At 67.3% G+C, this 21779-nt stretch carries 25 protein-coding genes; 18 read left to right on the top strand and 7 right to left on the bottom strand.

Annotated elements, in window-relative coordinates:
* Positions 1 to 2 precede the first annotated feature (2 nt).
* The 5 genes from DM450_RS13830 (at position 3) to DM450_RS13810 (ending at position 2448) form a co-directional block, all read left to right on the top strand.
* Positions 3 to 329 carry a Rossmann fold domain-containing protein gene (locus tag DM450_RS13830; RefSeq protein ID WP_142635713.1) on the top strand — a complete coding sequence of 109 codons (327 nt, stop codon included), beginning with the start codon at positions 3 to 5 and terminating at the stop codon, positions 327 to 329.
* 8 nt (positions 330 to 337) lie between these two features.
* On the top strand, positions 338 to 1342 hold the full coding sequence (moaA, locus tag DM450_RS13825) for a GTP 3',8-cyclase MoaA (protein WP_142635711.1): 1005 nt from the start codon (positions 338 to 340) through the stop codon (positions 1340 to 1342).
* 2 nt (positions 1343 to 1344) lie between these two features.
* Positions 1345 to 1605 (top strand): MoaD/ThiS family protein, encoded by a 261-nt coding sequence (locus DM450_RS13820; protein WP_142635709.1) that lies wholly within the window; start codon positions 1345 to 1347, stop codon positions 1603 to 1605.
* Positions 1562 to 2053, top strand: a complete 492-nt coding sequence (locus DM450_RS13815; protein WP_142635707.1) for a molybdenum cofactor biosynthesis protein MoaE — start codon at positions 1562 to 1564, stop codon at positions 2051 to 2053. Before DM450_RS13820 ends, DM450_RS13815 begins: the two co-directional genes overlap by 44 nt.
* An 89-nt stretch (positions 2054 to 2142) precedes the next feature.
* Positions 2143 to 2448 carry a hypothetical protein gene (locus tag DM450_RS13810; protein ID WP_142635705.1) on the top strand — a complete coding sequence of 102 codons (306 nt, stop codon included), beginning with the start codon at positions 2143 to 2145 and terminating at the stop codon, positions 2446 to 2448.
* 213 nt (positions 2449 to 2661) lie between these two features.
* Here DM450_RS13810 and DM450_RS13805 read toward each other — a convergent pair whose 3' ends face one another.
* Entirely contained in the window at positions 2662 to 3180 is a 519-nt protein-coding gene (locus DM450_RS13805) for a hypothetical protein (protein WP_142635703.1), read from the bottom strand.
* A 318-nt stretch (positions 3181 to 3498) separates the two neighbouring features.
* Here DM450_RS13805 and rplU point away from each other — a divergent pair, with 318 nt between their 5' ends.
* The 4 genes from rplU (at position 3499) to DM450_RS13785 (ending at position 5839) form a co-directional block, all read left to right on the top strand.
* A complete protein-coding gene (rplU, locus tag DM450_RS13800; protein WP_142635701.1) occupies positions 3499 to 3795 on the top strand; it encodes a 50S ribosomal protein L21 in 297 nt (98 codons plus the stop codon).
* Between the two features lie 24 nt (positions 3796 to 3819).
* A complete protein-coding gene (rpmA, locus tag DM450_RS13795) occupies positions 3820 to 4089 on the top strand; it encodes a 50S ribosomal protein L27 (protein WP_086493003.1) in 270 nt (89 codons plus the stop codon).
* Between the two features lie 255 nt (positions 4090 to 4344).
* The gene (locus DM450_RS13790) at positions 4345 to 4962 is read left to right on the top strand and encodes a GNAT family N-acetyltransferase (RefSeq protein ID WP_142635699.1); all 618 of its coding nucleotides are present in this window, start codon (positions 4345 to 4347) and stop codon (positions 4960 to 4962) included.
* A gap of 247 nt (positions 4963 to 5209) precedes the next feature.
* On the top strand, positions 5210 to 5839 hold the full coding sequence (locus tag DM450_RS13785) for a GNAT family N-acetyltransferase (RefSeq protein WP_142635697.1): 630 nt from the start codon (positions 5210 to 5212) through the stop codon (positions 5837 to 5839).
* Between the two features lie 9 nt (positions 5840 to 5848).
* On the opposite strand, the gene DM450_RS13780 is transcribed toward DM450_RS13785, so the two are convergent.
* Positions 5849 to 6607: a YgfZ/GcvT domain-containing protein gene (locus DM450_RS13780; RefSeq protein ID WP_142635695.1), complete on the bottom strand. Its 759-nt coding sequence runs from the start codon at positions 6605 to 6607 to the stop codon at positions 5849 to 5851.
* A gap of 246 nt (positions 6608 to 6853) precedes the next feature.
* Between DM450_RS13780 and DM450_RS13775 the strand changes: the two genes are divergently transcribed.
* Complete coding sequence (locus DM450_RS13775) at positions 6854 to 7432, top strand: nitroreductase family protein (protein ID WP_142635693.1); 579 nt, start codon at positions 6854 to 6856, stop codon at positions 7430 to 7432.
* A gap of 133 nt (positions 7433 to 7565) precedes the next feature.
* Here DM450_RS13775 and DM450_RS13770 read toward each other — a convergent pair whose 3' ends face one another.
* Positions 7566 to 7910, bottom strand: a complete 345-nt coding sequence (locus tag DM450_RS13770; RefSeq protein ID WP_142635691.1) for a hypothetical protein — start codon at positions 7908 to 7910, stop codon at positions 7566 to 7568.
* Positions 7911 to 8103: 193 nt separating this feature from the next.
* On the opposite strand from DM450_RS13770, the gene DM450_RS13765 reads away from it, so the two are divergent.
* On the top strand, positions 8104 to 8772 hold the full coding sequence (locus tag DM450_RS13765) for an HPP family protein (protein WP_142635690.1): 669 nt from the start codon (positions 8104 to 8106) through the stop codon (positions 8770 to 8772).
* Between the two features lie 4 nt (positions 8773 to 8776).
* Here DM450_RS13765 and rarD read toward each other — a convergent pair whose 3' ends face one another.
* On the bottom strand, positions 8777 to 9676 hold the full coding sequence (gene rarD / locus DM450_RS13760) for an EamA family transporter RarD (RefSeq protein ID WP_142635688.1): 900 nt from the start codon (positions 9674 to 9676) through the stop codon (positions 8777 to 8779).
* A 212-nt stretch (positions 9677 to 9888) separates the two neighbouring features.
* Between rarD and DM450_RS13755 the strand changes: the two genes are divergently transcribed.
* Both DM450_RS13755 and DM450_RS13750 read left to right on the top strand, forming a co-directional pair.
* Complete coding sequence (locus DM450_RS13755) at positions 9889 to 10326, top strand: glycine zipper 2TM domain-containing protein (RefSeq protein ID WP_142635686.1); 438 nt, start codon at positions 9889 to 9891, stop codon at positions 10324 to 10326.
* 325 nt (positions 10327 to 10651) lie between these two features.
* Positions 10652 to 11335, top strand: a complete 684-nt coding sequence (locus DM450_RS13750) for a hypothetical protein (RefSeq protein ID WP_142635684.1) — start codon at positions 10652 to 10654, stop codon at positions 11333 to 11335.
* Between the two features lie 56 nt (positions 11336 to 11391).
* On the opposite strand, the gene DM450_RS13745 is transcribed toward DM450_RS13750, so the two are convergent.
* The gene (locus DM450_RS13745) at positions 11392 to 12885 is read right to left on the bottom strand and encodes a succinylglutamate-semialdehyde dehydrogenase (RefSeq protein WP_142635682.1); all 1494 of its coding nucleotides are present in this window, start codon (positions 12883 to 12885) and stop codon (positions 11392 to 11394) included.
* Between the two features lie 62 nt (positions 12886 to 12947).
* Positions 12948 to 14366 carry a protein adenylyltransferase SelO family protein gene (locus DM450_RS13740; RefSeq protein ID WP_142635680.1) on the bottom strand — a complete coding sequence of 473 codons (1419 nt, stop codon included), beginning with the start codon at positions 14364 to 14366 and terminating at the stop codon, positions 12948 to 12950.
* 65 nt (positions 14367 to 14431) lie between these two features.
* Here DM450_RS13740 and DM450_RS13735 point away from each other — a divergent pair, with 65 nt between their 5' ends.
* The 5 genes from DM450_RS13735 to DM450_RS13715 all read left to right on the top strand — a co-directional run bounded on the left by DM450_RS13735 (position 14432) and on the right by DM450_RS13715 (position 20220).
* Positions 14432 to 15301: an alpha/beta fold hydrolase gene (locus DM450_RS13735; protein WP_142635678.1), complete on the top strand. Its 870-nt coding sequence runs from the start codon at positions 14432 to 14434 to the stop codon at positions 15299 to 15301.
* 28 nt (positions 15302 to 15329) lie between these two features.
* Complete coding sequence (locus DM450_RS13730) at positions 15330 to 16457, top strand: glycosyltransferase family 4 protein (protein WP_242526021.1); 1128 nt, start codon at positions 15330 to 15332, stop codon at positions 16455 to 16457.
* Between the two features lie 139 nt (positions 16458 to 16596).
* Positions 16597 to 17406, top strand: coding sequence for a tetratricopeptide repeat protein (locus DM450_RS13725; protein ID WP_142635674.1), 810 nt, complete (start codon positions 16597 to 16599; stop codon positions 17404 to 17406).
* 23 nt (positions 17407 to 17429) lie between these two features.
* Positions 17430 to 18767 (top strand): PQQ-binding-like beta-propeller repeat protein, encoded by a 1338-nt coding sequence (locus DM450_RS13720; protein WP_260609863.1) that lies wholly within the window; start codon positions 17430 to 17432, stop codon positions 18765 to 18767.
* A 112-nt stretch (positions 18768 to 18879) separates the two neighbouring features.
* Positions 18880 to 20220 carry a methyltransferase family protein gene (locus tag DM450_RS13715; RefSeq protein ID WP_142635671.1) on the top strand — a complete coding sequence of 447 codons (1341 nt, stop codon included), beginning with the start codon at positions 18880 to 18882 and terminating at the stop codon, positions 20218 to 20220.
* Between the two features lie 149 nt (positions 20221 to 20369).
* Here DM450_RS13715 and DM450_RS13710 read toward each other — a convergent pair whose 3' ends face one another.
* Complete coding sequence (locus tag DM450_RS13710) at positions 20370 to 21743, bottom strand: glutamate--cysteine ligase (protein ID WP_142635669.1); 1374 nt, start codon at positions 21741 to 21743, stop codon at positions 20370 to 20372.
* Positions 21744 to 21779: the final 36 nt, after the last annotated feature.

The following is a 21779-nucleotide window of genomic DNA, read 5'->3' as shown; positions in this document are numbered from 1 at the left end:
CCATGATCCTGCGCGTAGGGCCCCTGGCGGTGAATCCGCTTGATGCCGCCGCGCAGTTCCATGCCGAGGTCCTGCCTGCCGCCCGCGCTGCCTTGCAGGGCGGTGAGGAGCTGACGCTGGTGTTTGCGCCTGCCGATCATACCCACCGGGGCTGGCGCCTTGCCGTCGTGCAGGAGCTGGCCCGCGATCATGCCCCTCTCAGGGTCAATGCGCTGTGCGGCGGGGACGAGCAGGCCATCGTCGCGGCGGCGGATTGGCTGGGCCGGGCACCGGGCGTCACCGGGCAATACCTTCCGCTTGATGCGAAGGGCGCGGGGGCCTTAGTATAGCCCCAGCCATGAGCCTCGCACCGCCCCTCGTCGACCAGTTCCAACGCCGCATCACCTACTTGCGGCTTTCGGTGACCGATCGCTGCGACTTGCGCTGCTCCTACTGCATGCCCGAGCGGATGGCCTTTCTGCCCAGGAAGGACGTGCTCAGCCTTGAGGAACTGCACAAGCTCTCGCTCGGCTTCATCGCTCGGGGCGTGACCAGGCTCAGGCTCACCGGCGGCGAACCGCTGGTGCGGCGCGATGCGATCGAGTTGGTTCGCGCGCTGGGCCGCAAGCTCGGTGATGGCCTGGAGGAACTGACCCTCACCACCAACGGCACCCGCCTGGCCGAATTTGCCGACGATCTCGCCGCGGCTGGCGTGCGGCGGATCAACGTATCGCTCGACACGCTGGACCGCGCGACGTTCGCGCGCATCACCCGCCGGGATTCGCTGCCCCAGGTGCTTGAGGGGCTGGCGGCCGCCAAGGCGGCGGGGATCGCCGTGAAGCTGAATACCGTCGCTCTCAAGGGGCTGAACGAACAGCATATCCCTGAAATCGTCGGCTGGGCGCACGGGCAGGGCTTTGACGCCACGCTGATCGAGGTCATGCCGCTGGGCGAGGTCGAGGAAGATCGCATCGACCATTACCTGCCGCTGCCGGCGGTACGCGACGATCTCGAGCGACGCTGGACGCTGACGCCGAGCGGCCACCGCACCGGCGGCCCGGCGCGCTATTTCGATGTGGTGGAAACCGGTGGCCGGATCGGTTTCATCACACCGCTCACCGGGAACTTCTGCGAGAGCTGCAACCGCATCCGTGTCACCGCGACCGGGCAGCTCTATGCTTGCCTCGGCGGCAGCGAGCGGGTGGACCTGCGCGCTGCGCTGCGCAGCGCGGATCCCGACACTGCGCTCGGTGCCGCGTTTGACGCGGCAATGCGGATCAAGCCGGAACGCCACCACTTCGCCATCGACAGGCGCGGCGCCGCCCCGGCGCTGGCACGCCACATGTCGATGACGGGAGGCTGAGAATGCAGGCAAGACTGGTGTTCCTCGGCCGTCTCGAGGACCTTGCAGGCGGGGCAGACCATGACCTGGCCGCCAGCGCGCCGCTGGACTGGTATGACGTGCTCGGCTGGCTGGGCGATCATTTCGTGCCGGAACTGGCCGATACCGTGGCTGGGGATAAAGTCCGGGTGGCGGTGAACGGTGCGCTGCTGGGCGACAAGCACGCGCTGGTGCTGGCCGATGGCGACGAACTCGCGTTCCTTCCGCCGGTCTCGGGAGGCTGAGGTGGACAGCCAGGTCCGCCTGCTGACCGCGCCGTTCGATCCCGCCGCCCTGCTGGCCGCGTTCACGGCGGGCCTGCCCCATGCCGGCGGGGTCGTCAGTTTCCTCGGCCAGGTACGGGCGGGCGAGGGGGTGGAGGCGCTCGAACTGCGGCATTACGAACCGCTGACGCTTCCGGCCATGCGTGACCTTGCGGCGCGCGTGCGCGGGCGCTGGGATATTGACGGTTTGCTGATCGTCCATCGCAGCGGCGAGATGGGCCCGGCCGAGCCGATCGTGCTGGTCGCCGCCGCCGCGCGCCATCGCCGCGATGCTTTTGCCGCCGCGGACTTCGCGATGGATCACCTCAAGAGCGAATCGTGGTTCTGGAAGCGCGAGAAGCGCGGCGGTATCTGGCACTGGATCGAGCCGCGCGAGCAGGATTTCGAGGACATCGCCCGCTGGGGGTGAAGCGGCGCGCGCAAATGGCGACTGCGTTTGATTCGCATCAATGAAGCCCGGCTTCTCCTGCTGCATTGCCGTGGCAGGAGATCATCGCCATGACACAGCGGCTCAGTCAGCAACAGGTTCGAGACCTCATCGTCGATGCGCCGAGACGTGTTGTCGGCGAGCGCGCAAGTGCAGCGCCTGGCCCCGTCCATGTCGCCGCCGCGGCCGTCTATCTTGCCTTCATCGGGCTCGTGGCCGGCCTGTTCCTGCGTCCGGAACTGGCCCTGCCGATGGTGACGTTTGCCGGCCTGCTTGTCGCGGGCCTCGGGTTCGTCGCTGCCTGGACAAGGCGGGCGGCAAGTCGGCGCAGCAATGCCGCCTGGGCAGCAGTGGGCGTGACGGGAATGGAACTCTGAGTGCAAGGGCGGCGACAGGCGGGACGACCATCTGCGGTCCTCTTCTTTCCTGTGCTGATCCTGGGATGAGGGCAGGCCGTCTGCCCTGATCGTCGCCTGATCGGCTCGTGGCCCCGGCCGGGGGGCTTCTAGGAGCTGCGAACCGATCGCGCTTGGATGACCCCTCCCCCATCACGGGGGAGGGGTCTTTTTTTGTGTTTATGAGTTTACGGCCTAGCTGCCGAGACGGCCATCGAGCCGGGCGATCGCGTCATCCTGCGCCGCAACCAGCGACTGCACCTGTTCGCGGGCGGCGCCAATGCTTCTGGCGCTGGGCGATTCCTCGACCGGGGCGGCATCGCGGGCATCGGCATACATCGTGTCGAGTTCACCGAGCGCGGCGATCGCCGGATCGCGGCTTGCCTGCAAGGCGGAGACCGCAGCCTGCGCGGTCAGCCAGGCATCGCCGCTGCGGGCCGAACCGGCGGCGGACACCGCCCGCTCGGCGGCCGCGCGCCGTGCGGCGAACTGGCCGTCGGCCTGGCGGGCGGCGGCCAGCAGGCCATCGATTCGCGTCGTGAGGTCGGCGCTGGCGGGCGGCAGCGGGGCGGGAGGCGCATCGGCATCGGGAGTGACGGGCGTGGCCCGTTCGACCGGCCGGACGGCGAGCGAGGGATAGTGGCCGGCGGAGGAGCAGGCGGCGAGGCCTGCGCCAAGGAAGAGCGGCAGCAAGCGGGCTTTTGCGCGGATCATGAATGTGCCATAGCACGCGCAGGGACAATCGCGAGTGGCAATTGCGCGGGATGGCTGTCGGCGGTGGTCGGCGCACCGTGCGATCCCCGGCGGCGCGAGAGTCGTATTAGAGTCGTATTTCCGGGCTTTCCCGGCCAAGTCCTCGGTTGACACGAATCGGCGGTTGCCCTAACGGCACCACTCTTTCCGGGACCTCGTTCATGAACGGGGCTCGGCGCGTCGCCCGCAAGGCTCCACGGTTCCTCGTCGGACCTGAGCGGCCGGGGCAAGTTTGTTTCGGCCCATCACGGGCACACATAGAGATTAGGTAAGGGCACCATGTTCGCAGTTGTGCGCACGGGCGGCAAGCAGTACCGGGTTGCCGCCGGAGACAAGATCGCGGTTGAAAAGCTGGCTGGTGAAGCCGGTGAGACCATCACGCTGGGCGACGTTCTGCTCGCCGGCAACGACGGCGAAGTCCTCGACGCCGCGAAGGTTTCGGTTTCGGCCGAAATCATCGCCCAGGCCAAGAGCGAAAAGGTCGTGGTGTTCAAGAAGCGCCGCCGCCACAACTATCGTCGCAAGAACGGCCACCGCCAGCAGCTCACGCTGCTGCGCATCGTGTCGGTCGCCTGAGCCAAAGATCGGAAGGACTGAACAATGGCACATAAGAAAGCTGGCGGTTCGTCGCGTAACGGTCGCGACTCTGCAGGCCGCCGTCTTGGCGTGAAGAAGTTCGGCGGTCAGGAAGTGATCGGCGGCAACATCATCATTCGTCAGCGCGGCACCCGCGTGTACCCGGGCGTGAACGTCGGCATGGGCAAGGATCACACCCTGTTCGCCACCGCCGAAGGTCGCGTGCGCTTCCACGACGGCAAACTCGGCCGCAAGTACGTCTCGGTAGACGTGATGGCTGAAGCCGCCGAATAATCGGATGGTCGATAAAAGGGCCATCCCGACGGGATGGTCCCGCCGATCCGCTCGGATCGGCTGAACGAGGGAGAGGGGCCAGCCCGTCTCCCTCTTTTCGTGTCTCCCTCTCGCACAGTCCGCGTTCGAGCCGGCTCGAATCTCGCCCATTTTTCCGCAAAATGTGCCTGATTTCCGCCAATTGGCCGTCCGCGTAATCGCAATGTCACGCGTCCTGTCTATGAAGGATGCGGGGCTGATGAGTGGAGATACGTTATGTTCATTCGCAGCGAACGCCTGTTCCTGCGGCCTGGCTGGCCCGAGGACAGCGCCGAGCTTCTGGCATTGATCGCCGACAAGTCCGTCGTGCGCAACCTTGCCCGCGCACCCTGGCCTTATACCGCTGACGATGCGCGCCGTTTCCTTGAGGCACCGCAGGACCGCCTGCTGCCGCGTTTCCTGATTACCCAGCCCGGTGCCGAGGGCGCGCGGCTGCTCGGCTGCGTTGGTCTCGCCGAAATCGAGGGTGAGGTCAGCCTCGGTTACTGGATCGCACGCGACCAGTGGGGGCAGGGCTTTGCCAGCGAGGCGGTAGGCGCGGTGCTTGTGCTGGCCCGCTCGATCGGTCATCGCCGCATCGTCGCCAGCCACTTCGTCGACAACCCGGGTTCGGGCCGCGTGCTCGAAAAGGCCGGTTTCGAGCGCACCGGACGAATCGTCGAACGGTTCAGCGCGGGGCGCGGCATGGCCTTCCCCGCGCGCGAATATGCGCTGGAGTTCGGTGAGCCCTGCGACTGTGACGACGGTGGCAATGGGGACGGTGACGGCAAGGCCGGCATTTCGGCTTCGCGAATGTCGCTGCCGGGCATGAGCGCGCGCCGGCGCGCAGCCTGAATCTTCAGGACATTCCGTTTTCCTGACAGGGCCTTGCCCGGGACATCCCGGGCAGGTCCCCTTCGTTTGGGGCACTAATGGGAACAGCCCGGAGATCCTCCGGAGCCGAATCTTAATCCGTGCTCCCCAACTTCGCCGGTGTCGATTCCGTGGCACGTCCTGGCCGGAACGGCGCAAAGTGCGTGCATGGACCCGTCCGCTCATGCATGATGGCATCCGCGAGACCAGAAATACGGAGAACCGTGTCATGTTCGTCCGCACGGAGAGGCTTTTCCTGAGGCCGGGCTGGCCTGAGGATCTAGATGAACTTGTCACTGCGATTTCGGAAGCGATCTCGCGGGAGACGGCGGATAGCCGAATCGGCGACGCGACCCTGCCGCGTACGGCCAAGGCGATCCGCGATTACCTGATGCGTGCCCGGGATCCGCGGCTGCCGCACTTCTTTGTCTACTTGCGCGCGCCGGACGGGGCGAAGCTGGTCGGCGGGATCGGCCTTGGCCGGTTCGATGGCGAAGTGGAGATGGGATACTGGATCGCGCCGCCCTACCGGGGCCAGGGTTACGCGCGCGAAGCGGTGCGCGCACTGCTCGATCAGGCACGGGCCTTGGGGCACCGGCGGGTCATGGCCAGCTATTTCGAGGTCGACGGGCCAGGCTCTGCAGGCAGCGGCGCCATTCCGGCTGCCCGCAGCGTGCTGGAGGCTACCGGCTTTTGTGACAGCGGCGAGGTGCGGGAACGGTTCAGCCCGGTGCAGGGTTCGCCGATGCTGGCGCGGATCTTCGTGGCCGAACTGGGCGGCAACGCCAGCCTGCGACTGGTCGCCTCGCGGCGGACGGGGCTCGCCGCGGGCATGCCGGGCGCGCGTTTGCTCAACTGAACGCGGGGCTCATTCCTCGTCGGTGGCGAGCGGCAGCCAATGGGGGGCAAGCGCTGCATCGATGTCCTCTACCCGCAGGTGGTCCACTGCAAGGCTGAGTTCGGGATAGGCGGCGCGGCGGCGCTTCTCGTCCGAGCGGGCCAGCGGCACCACGACCAGGCGGCGGTTGACCTTCTGGCGCCAGTTCATCCGCGCGGTGTTTTCCTGGCCGACGTAGCAGCCCTTGGTGAAGCTGACCCCGTTCAGTTCGACGGCATTGCATTCGAGCCAGAGCGTCTCGCCCTCGCCCAGTTCTGCGCGGCCTTCGGGCACGCCGATGCGCAGCCTATGCAGCCGCCAGGCCGAATCCGCGCCGGCTTCGTGTTCGGCCGGGTCCATCTCGTCGATCCGGCCGACCCAGCGTTCGCCCAGCGCGGAAAGACGCGGATCGGGAGCGGCGCCGTCGCCCAGGTGCGGGCGCCAGTGGACCGAGAGGCGTTCGTCGCGGGCGATGTCGATGGCGCGGCGCAGACGGTACATCGACAGGCGCTTGACCAGCGCGTCGGCATGTTCGGCCTCGCAGTCGATCAGCAGGTCATTGCCCGAGGGCCAGACGATGAAATCGAACAGTGCCTTGCCTTGCGGGGTGAGCAGCGCCGCCCAGGTGGGAAGCTGCGCCTTCACGTCGGCGGTCACCAGCCCCTGAAGGAAGTCGGCAACGTCTTCTTGCGAATCGGCACGGGGGGAAAGCCGGATCACGGCGCGGTCGAACAGGCGGCTGGCGGTCATGCGCGATAAGTGGGGGAACGGCTGCGGATCCGCAAGGCGCCGGTTCCGGCAAATCGGAGGCAATCGAAATTTGGCGGGCAAAGGGCGCGGTCGGTCAAGACGAGGGCGGGGAAGCACGGCAAGCAAGGCAGGATGACTGTTCCAGATAATGGAATAGTTCCGTCGAAATTATCATGATTTCCCGATGGTCGATCACCGGCTATCTCTCCATCCAAGAATTCCACCTCTCTCCCAAGGATACCCGATATGACCGGACGCATTGCCAACCCCAAGGTCGAGAAGCTGATTGTCGATCGCTGGTCGCCGCGCGCCTTCGATGGCAGCGAGATCCCGCAGGAAGACCTCGACGTGATCTTCGAAGCCGGTGGCTGGGCGCCTTCGGCCTATAACGTGCAGCCCTGGACCTTCCTCTATGCGAGGAAGGGCGATGCCAACTGGGACCTGTTCCTCGCGCAACTGATCGAGTTCAACCAGGGCTGGGCCAAGGATGCCTCGGCGCTCGTGTTTGTCGTCTCGGACAGCCAGATGCGTTCGGACAAGGGTAACTCGACCAACCATAGCCACAGTTTCGATGCCGGTGCGGCCTGGGCGCTGGCGGCACTGCAGGCGCAGGCACTCGGCTACCACACCCATGGCATGACCGGCCTGAAGTTCGGTGAAGCCGAAGCGGCGCTGGGCATCCCGGCCGATCACCGGCTCGAGGCCGCCTTTGCCATTGGCAAGATCGGCGACAAGTCGAGCCTGCCCGAATTCCTGCAGGAGCGTGAAGTGGCCAGCAGCCGCAAGCCGGTGGCCGAGATCGCCAAGGCCGGCACTTTTGCCTGAATGAGATCGGCCTGATTTCCCCCCGATCAGGTTGACGGCGCCTCATCCTCCTCCCGCGCGCGGGGCGCCTCGTGAGCCCGGTCCGCCTCCTCGTCATCGATCGGGGCGGACCGGGCTTCTTCGTTTGGGAGGATCAGAAGCCCATCTTGAGGTTGAACATGACCCGGTTGCTGACGACCCCGCCGGGCATCGCGACCGAACTCATGTCGACACCGGCGGTGGTTCCCGGCGCGATCTGCCGTTCCGCGCGGCCAAGGCCCTCGGTCACGACATAAGTGTCGGGCAGTGGCCGAAGCCGGTCGGCCTCGGGATCCGGGGCGCAGACAACGATTTCCCCCGGCTTGCCTACCGGGCATCGGCGCGGAACGACGATCAGCGAGGTGCTCTCTTCTCCGCGCAGCCTGGCAAGGTCGAAGGAATCAAGCGATTGTTCGGCGGCCATGGGCGGCGGCACGGCGGGTTGATCGGCGGGGGGCATGGGGCACGCACTCCTGCAGGCGGGTCCCGGTCGGGATGCAGCATGCAACCATCTGATCGTGGCGGATTTGCGGCAGTTGCACAGTCCCGGTTGTCACCGTGAAACGATCTCTTCCCTGGTCAGGCGAGCGGGATTGGACCATAGGCGCCGCTTGCGGCCTCTTGCATGGGGCAGGACAAGGATCACGCGGGCCATGGCGCAAGGCAGCATCATCACCAGCCCCACGGGCGGCAAACGCAGGCTCGGCCCTTACCGCGGCGCCTTGGGGGCCCTTTTCGGCATCGCCGCCGCCGGGGCGCTGACGCGGCTGCTGCAAAGTGGCTACGATCCGGCGCTGCCGTTCCTCGTCGCGCCGCTGGGCGCCTCCGCGGTGCTGGTCTTTGCGGTGCCGGCCAGTCCGCTGGCGCAGCCCTGGCCGGTATTGGGCGGAAACCTGATCTCGGCCTTGGTCGGACTGGTCTTGGGGCATCTCCTCGGCGATCCGTGGCTGGCGGGTAGCCTGGCCGTTGCCGGCGCCATCGCGGTGATGACGCTGACCCGCAGTTTGCATCCGCCGGGCGGTGCCTGCGCGCTGCTCTGCGCGCTCGGCGCGACGGGGACACCGGCCTGGGGCTGGGCGCATCTGCTGCCGATCGCGGTCAACGTGGTGACGCTTTGCGTGATCGGCTGGATCTACAACAACGCCACCGACCATCCCTGGCCGCACCGCGCGCCGCCGGTCACGCACCAGCCCGGCGAGCCCTACAGGCGCGAGGATATCGACATATTGCTGGCCGAGTGGGAGGAAACGCTCGATGTCGAGGCCGAGGATCTCGACGCATTTGTGCAGGAATTGCTGAAGCGAGGCCGGGCCTCGGCGTGACCGGTCAGGCCGTCGCCGCAGTCCGGCGGCGGCGCAGCAAGTCCCAGCAGAAGATCGCGATGGCGGTCCAGATGAACAGGAAGCACAGCAACTGCGAGGACTGGAATGGCTCGTGGAACGCGATCAGGCCCATCAGGAACACACCGGTGGGCGTGATGAACTGGATGAAGCCCAGCAGCGAGAAGTCCAGCTTGCGCGCGGCCGAGGCGAACAGCAGCAGCGGGACGCCGGTGATCGGGCCGGCGCAGGCCAGCAGCAGATCGATACGCAGCGATGAGCCCATCGCAAGGCCCGCCCCGCTTGCCACCTGCCAGGCGAGCACGCCGATGGCCGGGATCAGCAGGACCAGCGTCTCCACGGTCAGGCCGGGCAGGGCCGTGACGGGGGCCAGCTTGCGGGTGAGGCCGTAGCCCGCGAAGCTGAGCGCCAGGCTCAGGCTGATCCACAAGGTGTCGACCGCCCCCTTCGCCAGCATCGCGACGCCGATCGCCGCCAGCGCCATCGCCAGCCACTGCAGGCGCGACAGCTTCTCGCGCAGGAAGATGGTGGCGGCCAGCACGTTGACCAGCGGATTGATGTAGTAGCCGAGGCTGGCTGCCAGAATGTGACCGCTGGCAACCGCGATCACGTAGATCGACCAGTTGATGCCGATCAGCAGGCCGCTCAGTGCCAGCGCGCCGAGGATGCGCGGGGTGGTCAGTGCCGCGCGCAGTTCCGTACCCTGTTTCAGCACCGCGATCGTCAGCAGGCAGAACGGGAGCGTGAACAGGATGCGCCAGGCCACCACCTCGAAGGCCGAAACCTCGTGCAGCGCCGCGAAATAGAGCGGGAACAGGCACCAGACGAAGTAGGCGCCCAGCGCCTGCGCAAGACCGCCGGAGCGACGCGGTAGGGTATTCGGCATGAAAACGGGGCCCCGAGGCAGGAGTGCATGGGCGCGATAGGGGCGCCCACGGAGGCGGGCAAGCGGTTCGTCGCATCATGGGCCTCGCCTCGTCGATATCTCCGATCCTGACAGGCGCGTTGCAGTGCGTTCAGGTTGGTTGGCTTAAAGATGAATGCACGCAGCGGAACACGGGTAGCGACTGCCCTCCGCCGGACTGAAGGAGAATGACAATGCGCGTACTGACCAAGGCCACTGCCCTTGCCGTCGCGACCGTCTCGCTGGCGGGTGCGATGCCGGCTCTGGCGGCTCCGACGTTTCATGCCAGCAGCGAATTCATGGCGCCTGGGCAGGAAGCCAATGCCCACAGCCGCGACCGTTACGGGCGCGGAGACTACCGGCGCGGTTATGGCTATCGCAGCGACTACCGTGACGGTTATCGCGGCGAGCCGGTCTATCGCAACACCCGCGTGTGGCGCGGTGACAATGGCCGCTATTACTGCCGCCGCCAGAACGGCACCACCGGCCTCCTGATCGGCGGTGCGGCAGGTGCCCTGCTGGGCCGCGAGGTCGACAACCGGGGTGACCGGACGCTCGGCACCGTGCTTGGCGCCGTAGGCGGCGCTCTGGTCGGCCGCGAGATCGACCGTGGTGGCTCGTCCTGCCGCTAAGCTGACCACCTCTTATAAATACCGATTTCCCCCGTGCTGACGGCGAAGCGCGGGGGAAGTCCGCCTGTCTGCTTCGAGGGCCAGCTCTCGGAAAGCGGGTGGAGGGGGCGTCCGCGACCTGGTCGTGGGCGCCCTTTTTTGTGATCGGGCGGTGGTGAAGGGCGGCGCAACCTTCTTGGACGGCTGTTTCCCGTTTTGGGACGCGGGAATGATCCGTCCGCGCACGCCCTTGCCATTCGCGCCCACCGGGGGAAGGCTTTTCCCGAGCCGGGCACCAGGAGCCAGGGGGATATGTTTCCCACTGCCGGGGCAGGAAAGGGGCACGATGAACAAGGCAACCTCAGGCATCGCGGCGATCACGCTTGCGGCCACGCTCGTGTTGGGCGGCTGCAAGAAAGCCGAGCAGCCGGGCGCGGGCGAGACCGGGGCGGCGCTGGGCGATCAGATCGTGGTCGATCCCGAAGTGACGGGAGACGCCGGGGAGGCGGGAAATGTCACGCTTTCCCCCGCCAGCCGTGCGCCGCAGGCGGTGGCCGCCGCGCGCAAGAGTGCGGCCGAACTGGCTGGCGGCCTCGCGCCGCTGCCCGATGCGATCAGGGGCAGCGCCGCCGAACTGGCCCAGGCTGCCGCTCAGGCCGCGCAGGCAAGCCCGGCGGCGCGTGCCGCAAGGACCGATTGCAGCGCCAAGGTGCAGTATTCCCGTGACTGGGTGAAAAAGCTGCCGGCAGAATTTCCGCTCTATCCGCAGGGCGCGGTGCAGGAAGCGGCGGGAATCGACGCCGAGGGCTGTACGCTGCGCGTGGTCAGCTTCGGCACGGCAGTCCCGTCCGAGGATGTGATCGCCTTCTACAACACCATGGCGCGCAAGGGCGGCTATTCGGCCGAGTATCGGCTCGACGGCAGCGACCGCGTGCTGGGCGGGCGCAAGCAGGGGCAGGCCTATGTGGTCTATGCCCGCAAGCAGGCGAACGGCGTGACCGAGGTGGATCTCGTGGTTTCCGGGAAATAGAGCGCTTTGTGATCAGGTGGAATGACCTGATGACCTGGAAACGGCACTGGCCCGAACTATTTCAACCCAACCCCGATCACCGCGCGCGGCTGTTCCATCTCGCCCGAGGCGACCGGATAGGCGCAGTAGTCGGCGGCGTAGTAGCCGCTTGGCCGGTGGTTGCCGGAAAGGCCGATGCCGCCCATCGGCGCTGCATGGCTGGGGCCGGTGGTGGCGCGGTTCCAGTTGATGATCCCGGCGCGGGCATGGGCCCAGAAGCGGTTGTAGTCCTGCGGGGTGCCGCCGATCAACGAGGCGGCGAGGCCGAAGCGGGTGTTGTTGGCCTCGGCGATTGCCTCGTCGAAATCGTCGACCCGGATAACCTGCAGGATCGGCCCGAACAGTTCGACGTCCGGGCGGTCCTTCAACGCGGTGGTGTCGATGATCGCGGGGCTCAGGAAGGGCAGGCTCTCGTCCGGGCGGACCAGATGCTTGATCGCCTTCCCGCCGTTGCTGAGCAGGTAGAGGAAACTTTCGGCAAGGCCGTCGGCGGCGGCATTGTCGATCACCGGGCCCATGAACGGGGCGGGCTCGTCGAACGGGGCGCCGACGATGATGCGGTCGGCCAGGGCCTTGATCTCGGCCATCATCGCATCGTGGAGCGAGGCCTTCACGATCAGCCGCCGGGCTGCCGTGCAGCGCTGGCCGGCGCTCGCGAAAGCTGACTGCACCACCAGCGCGGCGGCGTCGGTGAGCTTGGGGGTGTCCCAGAGCACGATCGGGTTGTTGCCGCCCATTTCCAGCGCGACCATCTTGTCCGGACGGGTGGCAAGGCGCCGGTTGATCGAGATGCCGGTATTGGCCGAGCCGGTGAACAGCACGCCGTCGACACCGTCGCTCGCGACGAGGGCCTGCCCTTCCAGCGGCCCGCCGATGGCAAGCTGCACGACGCCGGCGGGAATGCCGGCGCGGTGAAAGCAGCGCGCCAGCAGTTCGCCGGTCGCCGGGGCCTTCTCGCTCGGCTTGAACACCACCGCGTTGCCGGCGATGAGCGCGGGCACGATATGGGCATTGGGCAAGTGCGCCGGGAAATTGTAGGGGCCAAGCACCAGCAGCACTCCGTGCGGCTTGTGGCGGACCGCCATTGCGCCTTGCAGGGCGCTGTCGAGTTTGCGCTGGCTGGTGCGCTCGGCATAGGCGCGGATCGAGACTTCGACCTTGGCGACCACCGATTCGACCTCGCTGTGCGCCTCCCACAAGGGCTTGCCCACTTCGCGGGCGATCAGCACGGCCAGGTTTTCGGCTTCCTTGCGCACTTCATTGGCGAAGCGGCGCAGCAGTTCCATGCGGGTCGAGAGCGGCTGCGCCGCCCATTCGGGCCAGGCGCGGCGGGCACGATCAACCACCTCGTTGACGTCACACGGCTTGCCGCGCCAGAGTTCGGCCCCGGTGGCAGGTTCGTACGACACGATCAGCGCCTCGTTTGCCGCAGGCGCGGCTATCCGATCGCTGGCGGCCCGGAGGGGCGGAAGAGGGGCCGGAGAGGCCTTGGTTGCGACTGCACCGTCCATTGCGGCAGTAGGTCCGTTATCGGCTGATGGGAGAGTCGGCACAGGCTATGGCACGGCTATCCCTAAGAGGAGCCTAACGAAACATGCCCGGCAGGCTTCGGGGCCGGGCCGAGCTGGCGGCCGAGTTCGCGGATTGCGGCCACTTTTGCATGCAGCGCTGTCCAGTCGTCGCTGTCGTCGATGGCGGACCAGACGCGTTCGACTTCGTCGATCAGGGTGCTGGGCGGGCCGTCCTGCTGCCAGAACGGGTCGTCGGCAGCGGCGGCGGGGCAGCGCCCGGCAAGCAGCGCGTCGAAGGCCTCGTTGCCGCCGGGGCGTGCGCCGCGATGGCGGAAATAGAACATTTCCGGGGCCTCTCCGCTGGCCGCCATGGCTTTTTCGGCGGCCTGGATCAGCGCGACATCCGCTGCGTGGTCCCCCTGTTCGACGCCGAGGCGCCAGCAGAACCGGCGTGCCATAGCCTGCTGGTAGAGCGGGGCGAAACGGTCGAGCGCGGCGACCAGCGGCGCGGTATCGGCGAGCAGGCGCAGCGCCACGGCGAGCTGGCCGCAATCCCACAGCACCGCCTCGGGCTGGCGGCCGAAGGCGTAGAGGCCGGAATGGTCGAAATAGGCCGCGGTAAAGGCCGGATCCCAGCGCGGCAACCAGCGCCACGGGCCGTAATCGAAACTCTCGCCCGAGATGTTGATGTTGTCGCTGTTGAGCACGCCGTGGACAAAGCCGGCGACCATCCAGGCTGCTGCGGTGTCGGCCATGCGTTCGACCACCTGGTGGAGCAGGACCACCGCGGGCTCGTCGCGGCCGGGAACGTTTTCGGGAGGGAGCGGGCCGGGGAAAGTGGCCAGGCAATAGTCGACCAGCGCGGCCATATGCTCGGCATCGTCCAGTGCCAGCAGGCGCTGAAAGCTACCTATCCGCACGTGGCCGTGACTGAGACGCACCAGAGCCGCCGAACGCGTCGGCGAAGGTTCGTCGCCCCGCCAAAGCGCCTCGCCGGTCTCGACCACGGAGAAGGTCTTGCTGGTGTAGACGCCGAGGGCCTCCAGCATTTCGGTGGCGAGGATCTCGCGCACCGCGCCCTTCAGGGTCAGCCGCCCGTCGCCGTCGCGGCTGTAGGGCGTCTGGCCCGAGCCCTTGGTGCCGAGGTCCAGCACGCGCTCCTCGCCGTCGAGCATCTGCGCAAAGAGGAAGCCGCGACCGTCGCCGATATTGGGGTTGTACACCCGGAACTGGTGGCCGTGGTAGCGCAGCGCCAGCGGCTGCGGCAGGTTGCCGGGCAGCGGCTCGAAGCGTCCGAAATGGGACAGCCACTGGGCCTCGTCGAACCCGTCGAGGCCCACTGTCCGGGCCCAGCGGTCGTTGCGGAAGCGCAGGATATGATTGGGAAATTGCGCGGCATCGACCGGACTGGCAAGCCAGCCGGCAATTGTCTCGATTCGGGGGGCAGGGCGGTAGGCACTCGCTTGCGGTTCGCTTCGCATGCAGCGATAGTGGCGATGGATGGCCCGTGGATCAAGCCGGGTGCAGGAGGACTCAGGCTTCGCTGATGACGGGTTATGAAGATCGGTTCTGGCAGAGCCGCGACGGTTTGAAGCTGCATTTTCGCGATTACGCCGCTCCGGAAGGGGCTGCGGGCGTGCCGGTGGTCTGCCTGCCGGGGCTGACCCGCAATGCCCGCGATTTCGAGCGTCTGGCCCCGCGCCTGGCGCAGGAGCGCCGCGTGATCTGTCCCGACATGCGCGGGCGCGGGGACAGCGAATATGCCCGCGATTCGCAGAGCTACAATCCGGTTCAGTACGGCGAGGACCTGCTGGCGCTGCTGGAACAGGAAGGGATCGAGCGGTTTGCCGCGATCGGCACGTCGCTGGGCGGGCTGATGCTCATGGGGCTTGCCCTGATGATCCCCGAACGGCTGGCCGCTGCGGTGATCAACGATGTCGGCCCCTATCTCGAGCCGGAAGGGATGGAGCGGATCAAGGACTATGTCGGGCAGGGGCGCAGTTTCCCGACCTGGGTCCATGCCGCGCGCGGGATCGAGGGCGCATTGGGCCACGCCTACCCCGGCCGTACGCTCGATTTCTGGATCGGCCTTGCCAAGCGGCTGATGATGCTTTCGGGCAATGGCCGCATGGTCTTCGACTATGACATGAAGATCGCCGAGCCGTTCAATGCCTACGATGTCGACACCCAGCCGGACCTCTGGCCCGCGTGGGAGGCACTGGGGGGCGACAATCGGCCGGTGCTGGTGCTGCGCGGCGAGCTGTCCGACCTGCTGTCGGCGGCGACGCTGGACAAGATGCTGCGCCGCCAGCCCGGGGCCGAGGCGGTGACGGTGCCTGCCGTCGGCCATGCGCCGACGCTCGACGAACCCGAGGCGGTGGAGGCGATCACGGCCCTGCTGGCCCGTGTTGCCTGACGCGCCGGAACGGGAGACCCGGACGATCTTGCGCATCCTGCACCTCCATTCGAGCTTCGCGGCGGGCGGCAAGGAACTGCGCGCGGTGCGGCTGATGAACGCCTTCGGGCGCGTGGCCGCGCACGAGGTGGTCTCGGCGCAGCCGGGCGCGATGGGCGCGGCGGTAGTGATCGACCCGGCGCTCGACGTCGGTTTCCCGCAGGCCTTCCCCAGCCTGCAGGGGCGTCCCACGCCCGCGCGGCTGTGGCAGCTGGCGCAGGCGATGCAGGGCCATGACCTCGTGCTGACCTACAACTGGGGCGCGATGGACGCGGTTCTGGCGCACCGGCTCTATGGCGGGCTGCTGCAATTGCCCCCGCTGGTCCATCACGAAGACGGCTTCAACGAGGACGAAGCGGACGGGCTCAAGACCGCGCGCAATCTCTATCGCCGGATCGCGCTGGCGCGCGCCTCGGCGCTGGTCGTGCCCTCGCGGCGGCTGGAGGGAATCGCGCGGGCGGCCTGGCATCAGCCGGCGCGGCGGCTGCATTTCATTCCCAACGGCATCGACTGCGGCGCCTTCATCGAGCGTCCCCGTCCGGACGTGCTGCCCGGCATCGTCAAAGGCGAGGGCGAGCGCTGGCTGGGCACGCTGGCAGGGCTGCGTCCGGTCAAGGACCTGCCGCGGCTGGTGCGGGCCTTTGCGCCCCTGCCGCAACCTTGGAAGCTGGTGATTCTCGGCGAGGGGCCCGAACGCGGGGCGATTCTGGCCGAAGCCGAGCGGCTGGGGCTGGCCGGGCGCGTCCACCTGCCGGGCTTCGTGGCCGATCCCTCGCATGCGGTGGGGCTGTTCGATCTTTTTGCGCTGTCCTCGAAAAGCGAGCAGTTTCCGATCTCGGTCGTCGAGGCGATGGCGGCGGGCTTGCCGGTGGCCGCGCCTGCGGTGGGCGATGTGCCGGACATGGTCGCGGCCGAGAACCGCCCCTACATCGCGGCGGGTGGAGATGAAGCGGGCCTTGCCGATGCCCTCGTCACGCTGGCGCAGGATCCGGCCCTGCGCGCCCGGATCGGCGCGGCCAACCGCGCGCGGGCCCAGGCCGAATACGAGGAAGCCGCCATGATCGCGGCCTACCGGCACGTCTACGGGCAGGCGATGGGGCGGGAAATCCCGTCATAACGCGGGCAGGAACTCCGTTCAGGCAGCCTTCACGCCCGGACGTTCACCCCCCATCATTCCCAGATCGTCGTTGAAAACCCGCCACCATTCGCTAAACAGCCCGGCAACCATTCAGACATCCGCAGAAAGCGCCCGCAAATTGGCCCTGCCTCCTTCCGATAGCACGACTTCCAATTCCGCTTCCGCTCAGCGCCACGCCGCCGAGCAGAACGTCTTCCTGCGCGAGGTCGACGACGCCCTGCGCAGCGACCAGATGGAGGGCTTTTTCAAGCGTTTCGGCCTGCCGCTGCTGGCGGCGGTACTGGTCGGCCTGGCCGCCTTTGCCGGCTGGCTGTTCTGGAAGCACCAGCAGGAGCAGGCCGTCGCGGCCAATTCCGAAGCCATGGTCCAGGCGATCGACGCGCTGAAGTCGCAGAATCTCGACGACGCGAAGAAGAAGCTCCAGCCGATCGCCGACAGCGGTTCGGACGGCAGCGCCACTTCGGCCAGGCTGCTGCTGGCGGGCATCGCGCTCCAGCAGAAGCAGCAGGGCGAGGCGCTCAAGCTCTATGCCCAGGTCGAGAACGACGCCAAGGCGCCGCAGCCGCTGCGTGACCTTGCCGCGATTCGCGGTGTCGCGGCCAATTTCGACGCGATGAAGCCCGCAGACGTGGTGGCCAAGCTCAAGCCTTATGCCGCCCCGGGCAATCCCTGGTTCGGTGCGGCCGGCGAACTGGTCGGCATGGCCTATATCAAGATGAACAAGACCGATCAGGCGGGACCGCTGTTCGCCGCGATCGCCAAGGACGATCAGGTCGAGGACGGGCTGCGCAGCCGTGCGCGCCAGCTGGCCGCGGTGCTGGGCGTCGATGCCGTCGACGATGTCGTCGACGAGAACGGCGAGCCGCTCGCCAAGGCCAAGATCGTGCAGCGGGCGGGCGAAGCCGCCCCCGCGCCTGCCGGAGAATGACAATGTCGGGTGAGAACAATCGCATGAAAACGCGCCGTCAGCTCGGTGTCGCCTCGCTGGTCGCGCTGGCGCTGGTCGCCGGCCTTTCGGGCTGCAAGAGCGATGGCAAGGGGCGCGCCAAGACGCCGACGGTGGGTGAACGCACGCCGATCCTCTCGCGCATCGAGAGCGGTGCCAAGGTCGATCCCTCGCTCGATTCGGTGGCGGTGATCCTGCCGCCGGCCTCGGCCAACAGCGAATGGGCCCAGGGCGGCGGCAATGCCGGCAAGTCCTACGGCCACCTCGCGCTGGCCGACAGCCCCTCGCGCGTCTGGACCGCGCAGATCGCCGGTTCGACCACCCGCCAGCGCCTGGCCGCGGCGCCGGTCGTCAGCGGCGGCAAGCTCTTCGTGATGGATACCGAGGGTGTGGTACACGCCTTCGACGCGCAGAGCGGCGCGCAGCTGTGGACCAAGAGCTTCGCGGTTTCGGGCAATGGCGCCAAGTCGGTGTTCGGCGGCGGCGTCAGTGTTGACGGCAGCAAGCTTTACGTCACCACCGGTGTCGGCGAAGTGGCCGCGCTCAATGCCGCGGACGGCAGCCAGATCTGGTCGAAGAAGCCGGGCGGCCCGCTGCGCGGCTCGCCGACGATCGGTTTCAACGCCGTCTACGTCATGAGCCAGGACAACCAGATCTTCGCGCTCAACGATGCCGATGGCGCGGTGCTGTGGAACGAATCCGGCTCGCTCACGCAGTCGGGCGTGTTCGGCGTTGCCGCCCCGGCGGCAGGCCAGGGCACCGTGATCGCGGGTTACGCTTCGGGCGAACTGGTTGCCTACCGGTACGAGAACGGCCGCCAGCTGTGGTCGGACGCGCTTGCGCGCACCTCGATCGCCACCGAAGTGGGCAGCCTCACCGACGTCGACGCGGATCCGATCATCGATCGCGGCCGGGTCTACGCGCTGGGCCAGGGCGGCCGCATGGCCGCCTACGAACTGGTCACCGGCCAGCGCATCTGGGAATTGAACCTTGCCGGCATCTCGACGCCCGCGATCGTGGGTGACTGGCTGTTCACGCTGGACGACCACGCCGAGATCCTCGCGATCGCCCGGACCAGCGGCAAGGTCCGCTGGCTGACGCAGCTGTCGCGCTACCACAACGTCAAGAAGCGCAAGGGCCCGATCTTCTGGGTCGGCCCGGTGCTGGCCGGCAACAAGCTGTGGATCGGCAATTCGCGCGGCGAACTGGGTACGGTCGATCCGGGCACCGGGGTGTTTTCGAAGTATCTCGATCTCAAGGATCCGATCTCGCTGGCACCGGTCGTCGCCAACCAGACGCTCTACGTGCTCGACGATTCGGGCCTGATCAGCGCCTACCGCTGAGAGCCGGTTCGGACATGGGTCAAAAGGCCGTCGGCACCCCCGGTGCCGGCGGCCTTTTGCGTCCGGTGCGAGTTTTCTGGCGTTTTAACCAATCCGCGCTAGGCCTTGGGCGATGAACACAGCAGCTTCCAGACCGCCCAGCGACGTATCCGCGGGCGTCGGCCTTGTCGGCCTTGCGGCGCTGGCCGTCTGGCTCCTTGTCTGCCGCCAGTGGGCGGACATCGCCGATGCGCTGTCGCTGCCCGGTCCCCACGCGCCGATGAGCGGACCTTATGCCGCCGTGGCCACGCTGCTGTTTACCGGCACGGCGATGAGCCTGTGGTCGCTGCTGGTCGACAAGGTGCACCTTCGCCCCTCGACCGGGATCGACTGGAGCCGCAAGCGGCCGGTCGCGGAAACGGCGGATGTCTCGATCACCAAGCTGGCCGGGCTCTGGGCGACCTGGGCGCTGATCGCTGGCTATTACTGCATCGGCCGCTGGTACTGGGACGGGGCCTATCTTTTCGCGATGGAAGTGATCGGCGCGGCGGCGGTGCCGTTGCTGCTGCTCTCGATCCCTTATGTGTTCTGGCTGGACCGCTACCTGATCCAGCCGCGCGACGGCGCCTGGCACTTCGGGGCGATGCTGATCGGGCGCGAGGCCTGGCACGGGGAGCAGGTCAGGCGCCATGGGCGGGCCTGGGCGATCAAGGCGTTTTTCGGCGCCTTCATGATCTCGATCCTGCCCGGCGGCTTTGCGCAAGTGGTCAGCGCCGACTTTGCCGGCATGACCGGAAATCCGGTACTGCTCGGCTCCACGGTGATCGCGGGGCTGTTCCTGGTCGACGTGCAGATCGGCACCGTCGGCTACATCTTCACCTTCCGGCCGCTCGATGCGCATATCCGCAGCGGCAATCCGCTGCTGGCCGGCTGGCTGGCGGCGCTGCTGTGCTATCCGCCCTTCGTATGGGGCATGATGGGGCGTTCGGACGTGCTGGGCTACGAGGTCAACACGCCGGGCTGGGCCTACTGGATGCAGGGGCATCCGGCGCTGCTCTGGGCATGGGCGGGGCTGCTGGTCACGCTGACCGCGCTTTACGCCTGGGCGACGTTTGCGTTCGGCCTGCGTTTCTCCAACCTCACCTATCGCGGCGTGGTGACGAACGGCCCCTACCGCTTCACCCGGCATCCGGCCTACTTGTCGAAGAACCTGTTCTGGTGGCTCTCGACGCTGCCGTTCCTGGTTACCAGCCATGCGATGACGGACATGGTGCGCAACACCGTGCTGCTCGGACTGGTGAGCGCGATCTACTACTGGCGGGCGCGGACCGAGGAAGCGCACCTGCTGGCCGAAGACGCCAAGTACCGCGCCTATCACGCCTGGATGGAGCAGAACGCGCTGATCACCCGGACGCTGACGCGGCTGGGCGAAAAGCTGCGGCCGCGGATGCGGGAGCCAGAGGCGGCAGAGTGAGGACTGCCCTGCCTGCCTGACCCACCGTTCATCCTGGGCCTGTCGAAGGATGTGAGCCATAATGCTCCGCCTCAGGAGGCTTCGACAAGCTCAGCCTGAGCGGGAAGGGGGATGGCCTCGCCGGAGCCGGCGAGGCCATCCCGTAACTCTCAGAAGCTCTTCAGCGCGTAGATCTTCGACAGATCGCCGCCCCATTCGCCATTGTAGAGGTCGAGCAGGCGCTGCGCCGGGACCTTGCCGGAGGCGACGATCTCGGCCAGCGGTTCCAGATAGCCGGTCTCGTTGTCGCCGCCCGCATTGAGGCGTGCGCGCGCGGCGAGGCCCGAACGGGAGATGTTCAGCACTTCGCCGGCAATATCGCGCAGCGTGCCGCCGCCCGGCAAGGGTGCGTCCAGCGCCAGCTTGGGCACCGAATTGCGCAGTTCCTCGCGGCCTTCCATGTCCCAGTCCTTGACCAGGTCCCACGCCGCGTCGAGCGCGGTCTGGTCGTAGAGCAGGCCGACCCAGAACGCCGGCAGGGCGCAGATGCGGCCCCACGGACCGCCATCGGCGCCGCGCATTTCGAGGAAGGACTTGAGCCGCACTTCGGGGAAGGCGGTGGAAAGGTGGTCCTGCCAGTCCGAGAGGCGTGGCTTCTCGCCGGGGAGCACCGAAAGCTCACCCTTCAGGAAGTCACGGAACGAAAGGCCGGCGGCGTCGATGTACTTGCCCTCGCGGAACACGAAATACATCGGCACGTCGAGCATGTAGTCGACATAACGCTCGTAACCGAAGCCGTCCTCGAACACGAAGGGCAGCATGCCGGTGCGCGCGGGATCGGTGTCCGACCAGATGTGGCTGCGGTAGGAAAGGAAGCCGTTGGGCTTGCCCTCGGTGAAGGGGGAGTTCGCGAACAGCGCGGTCGCCAGCGGTTGCAGGGCAAGGCTGGTGCGGAACTTCTTCACCATGTCCGCCTCGCTCGAATAGTCGAGGTTGACCTGGATGGTGCAGGTGCGCAGCATCATGTCGAGGCCCATCGTGCCCACGCGCGGCATGTGGCGCAGCATGATGTCGTAGCGGCCCTTGGGCATGATCGGCAGCGCGGCGCGGGTCTTGTCGGGCCACATGCCGAGGCCGAGGTAGGCCTTGCCGATGTGATCGCCGATGGTCTTGACCTGGGCGAGGTGGCGGCCGGTTTCGGCGCAAGTCTGGTGCAGGTTTTCCAGCGGCGCGCCGGACAGTTCGAGCTGGCCTGCCGGTTCCAGGCTGACGGTGCCGTCGCTGCCCTTCATGGCAATGACGTTGTCACCCTCGATGATCGGCTCCCACCCGAACTGGGTCAGCGCGTTCAGCAGATCGCGGATGCCGCCCTGCTCGCCGTACGAGGGGGCGTGGTGATCTGCGGTGTCGTAGACGAATTTCTCGTGCTCGGTCCCGATCCGCCACGCCTCGCGCGGCTTTTCGCCCGCGGCCATCGGCGCGGCAAGTTGGTCCAGGCTTTCGACGATCGGATCGTCGCGATCCGAAACCTCACGGGTGCTCATGGGCGCGGAGGTAGAGTGCCTTCGGGCCGGACGCTA

This window comes from Sphingomonas sp. IC081 (assembly GCF_006874585.1).
Lineage (GTDB): Bacteria > Pseudomonadota > Alphaproteobacteria > Sphingomonadales > Sphingomonadaceae > Novosphingobium.
Note: the sequence above shows the minus strand (reverse complement) of the source record. Positions and strands in the feature narration are given on the sequence as shown.

What these genes read in the sequence shown, in the direction of transcription:
- DM450_RS13830 (WP_142635713.1), top strand. Translation starts at nt 3, where the DNA reads ATGATCCTGCGCGTAGGGCCCCTGGCGGTGAATCCGCTTGATGCCGCC.
- moaA (WP_142635711.1), top strand. Translation starts at nt 338, where the DNA reads ATGAGCCTCGCACCGCCCCTCGTCGACCAGTTCCAACGCCGCATCACC.
- DM450_RS13820 (WP_142635709.1), top strand. Translation starts at nt 1,345, where the DNA reads ATGCAGGCAAGACTGGTGTTCCTCGGCCGTCTCGAGGACCTTGCAGGC.
- DM450_RS13815 (WP_142635707.1), top strand. Translation starts at nt 1,562, where the DNA reads ATGGCGACGAACTCGCGTTCCTTCCGCCGGTCTCGGGAGGCTGAGGTG.
- DM450_RS13810 (WP_142635705.1), top strand. Translation starts at nt 2,143, where the DNA reads ATGACACAGCGGCTCAGTCAGCAACAGGTTCGAGACCTCATCGTCGAT.
- DM450_RS13805 (WP_142635703.1), bottom strand. Translation starts at nt 3,180, where the DNA reads ATGATCCGCGCAAAAGCCCGCTTGCTGCCGCTCTTCCTTGGCGCAGGC.
- rplU (WP_142635701.1), top strand. Translation starts at nt 3,499, where the DNA reads ATGTTCGCAGTTGTGCGCACGGGCGGCAAGCAGTACCGGGTTGCCGCC.
- rpmA (WP_086493003.1), top strand. Translation starts at nt 3,820, where the DNA reads ATGGCACATAAGAAAGCTGGCGGTTCGTCGCGTAACGGTCGCGACTCT.
- DM450_RS13790 (WP_142635699.1), top strand. Translation starts at nt 4,345, where the DNA reads ATGTTCATTCGCAGCGAACGCCTGTTCCTGCGGCCTGGCTGGCCCGAG.
- DM450_RS13785 (WP_142635697.1), top strand. Translation starts at nt 5,210, where the DNA reads ATGTTCGTCCGCACGGAGAGGCTTTTCCTGAGGCCGGGCTGGCCTGAG.
- DM450_RS13780 (WP_142635695.1), bottom strand. Translation starts at nt 6,607, where the DNA reads ATGACCGCCAGCCGCCTGTTCGACCGCGCCGTGATCCGGCTTTCCCCC.
- DM450_RS13775 (WP_142635693.1), top strand. Translation starts at nt 6,854, where the DNA reads ATGACCGGACGCATTGCCAACCCCAAGGTCGAGAAGCTGATTGTCGAT.
- DM450_RS13770 (WP_142635691.1), bottom strand. Translation starts at nt 7,910, where the DNA reads ATGCCCCCCGCCGATCAACCCGCCGTGCCGCCGCCCATGGCCGCCGAA.
- DM450_RS13765 (WP_142635690.1), top strand. Translation starts at nt 8,104, where the DNA reads ATGGCGCAAGGCAGCATCATCACCAGCCCCACGGGCGGCAAACGCAGG.
- rarD (WP_142635688.1), bottom strand. Translation starts at nt 9,676, where the DNA reads ATGCCGAATACCCTACCGCGTCGCTCCGGCGGTCTTGCGCAGGCGCTG.
- DM450_RS13755 (WP_142635686.1), top strand. Translation starts at nt 9,889, where the DNA reads ATGCGCGTACTGACCAAGGCCACTGCCCTTGCCGTCGCGACCGTCTCG.
- DM450_RS13750 (WP_142635684.1), top strand. Translation starts at nt 10,652, where the DNA reads ATGAACAAGGCAACCTCAGGCATCGCGGCGATCACGCTTGCGGCCACG.
- DM450_RS13745 (WP_142635682.1), bottom strand. Translation starts at nt 12,885, where the DNA reads ATGGACGGTGCAGTCGCAACCAAGGCCTCTCCGGCCCCTCTTCCGCCC.
- DM450_RS13740 (WP_142635680.1), bottom strand. Translation starts at nt 14,366, where the DNA reads ATGCGAAGCGAACCGCAAGCGAGTGCCTACCGCCCTGCCCCCCGAATC.
- DM450_RS13735 (WP_142635678.1), top strand. Translation starts at nt 14,432, where the DNA reads ATGACGGGTTATGAAGATCGGTTCTGGCAGAGCCGCGACGGTTTGAAG.
- DM450_RS13720 (WP_260609863.1), top strand. Translation starts at nt 17,430, where the DNA reads ATGAAAACGCGCCGTCAGCTCGGTGTCGCCTCGCTGGTCGCGCTGGCG.
- DM450_RS13715 (WP_142635671.1), top strand. Translation starts at nt 18,880, where the DNA reads ATGAACACAGCAGCTTCCAGACCGCCCAGCGACGTATCCGCGGGCGTC.
- DM450_RS13710 (WP_142635669.1), bottom strand. Translation starts at nt 21,743, where the DNA reads ATGAGCACCCGTGAGGTTTCGGATCGCGACGATCCGATCGTCGAAAGC.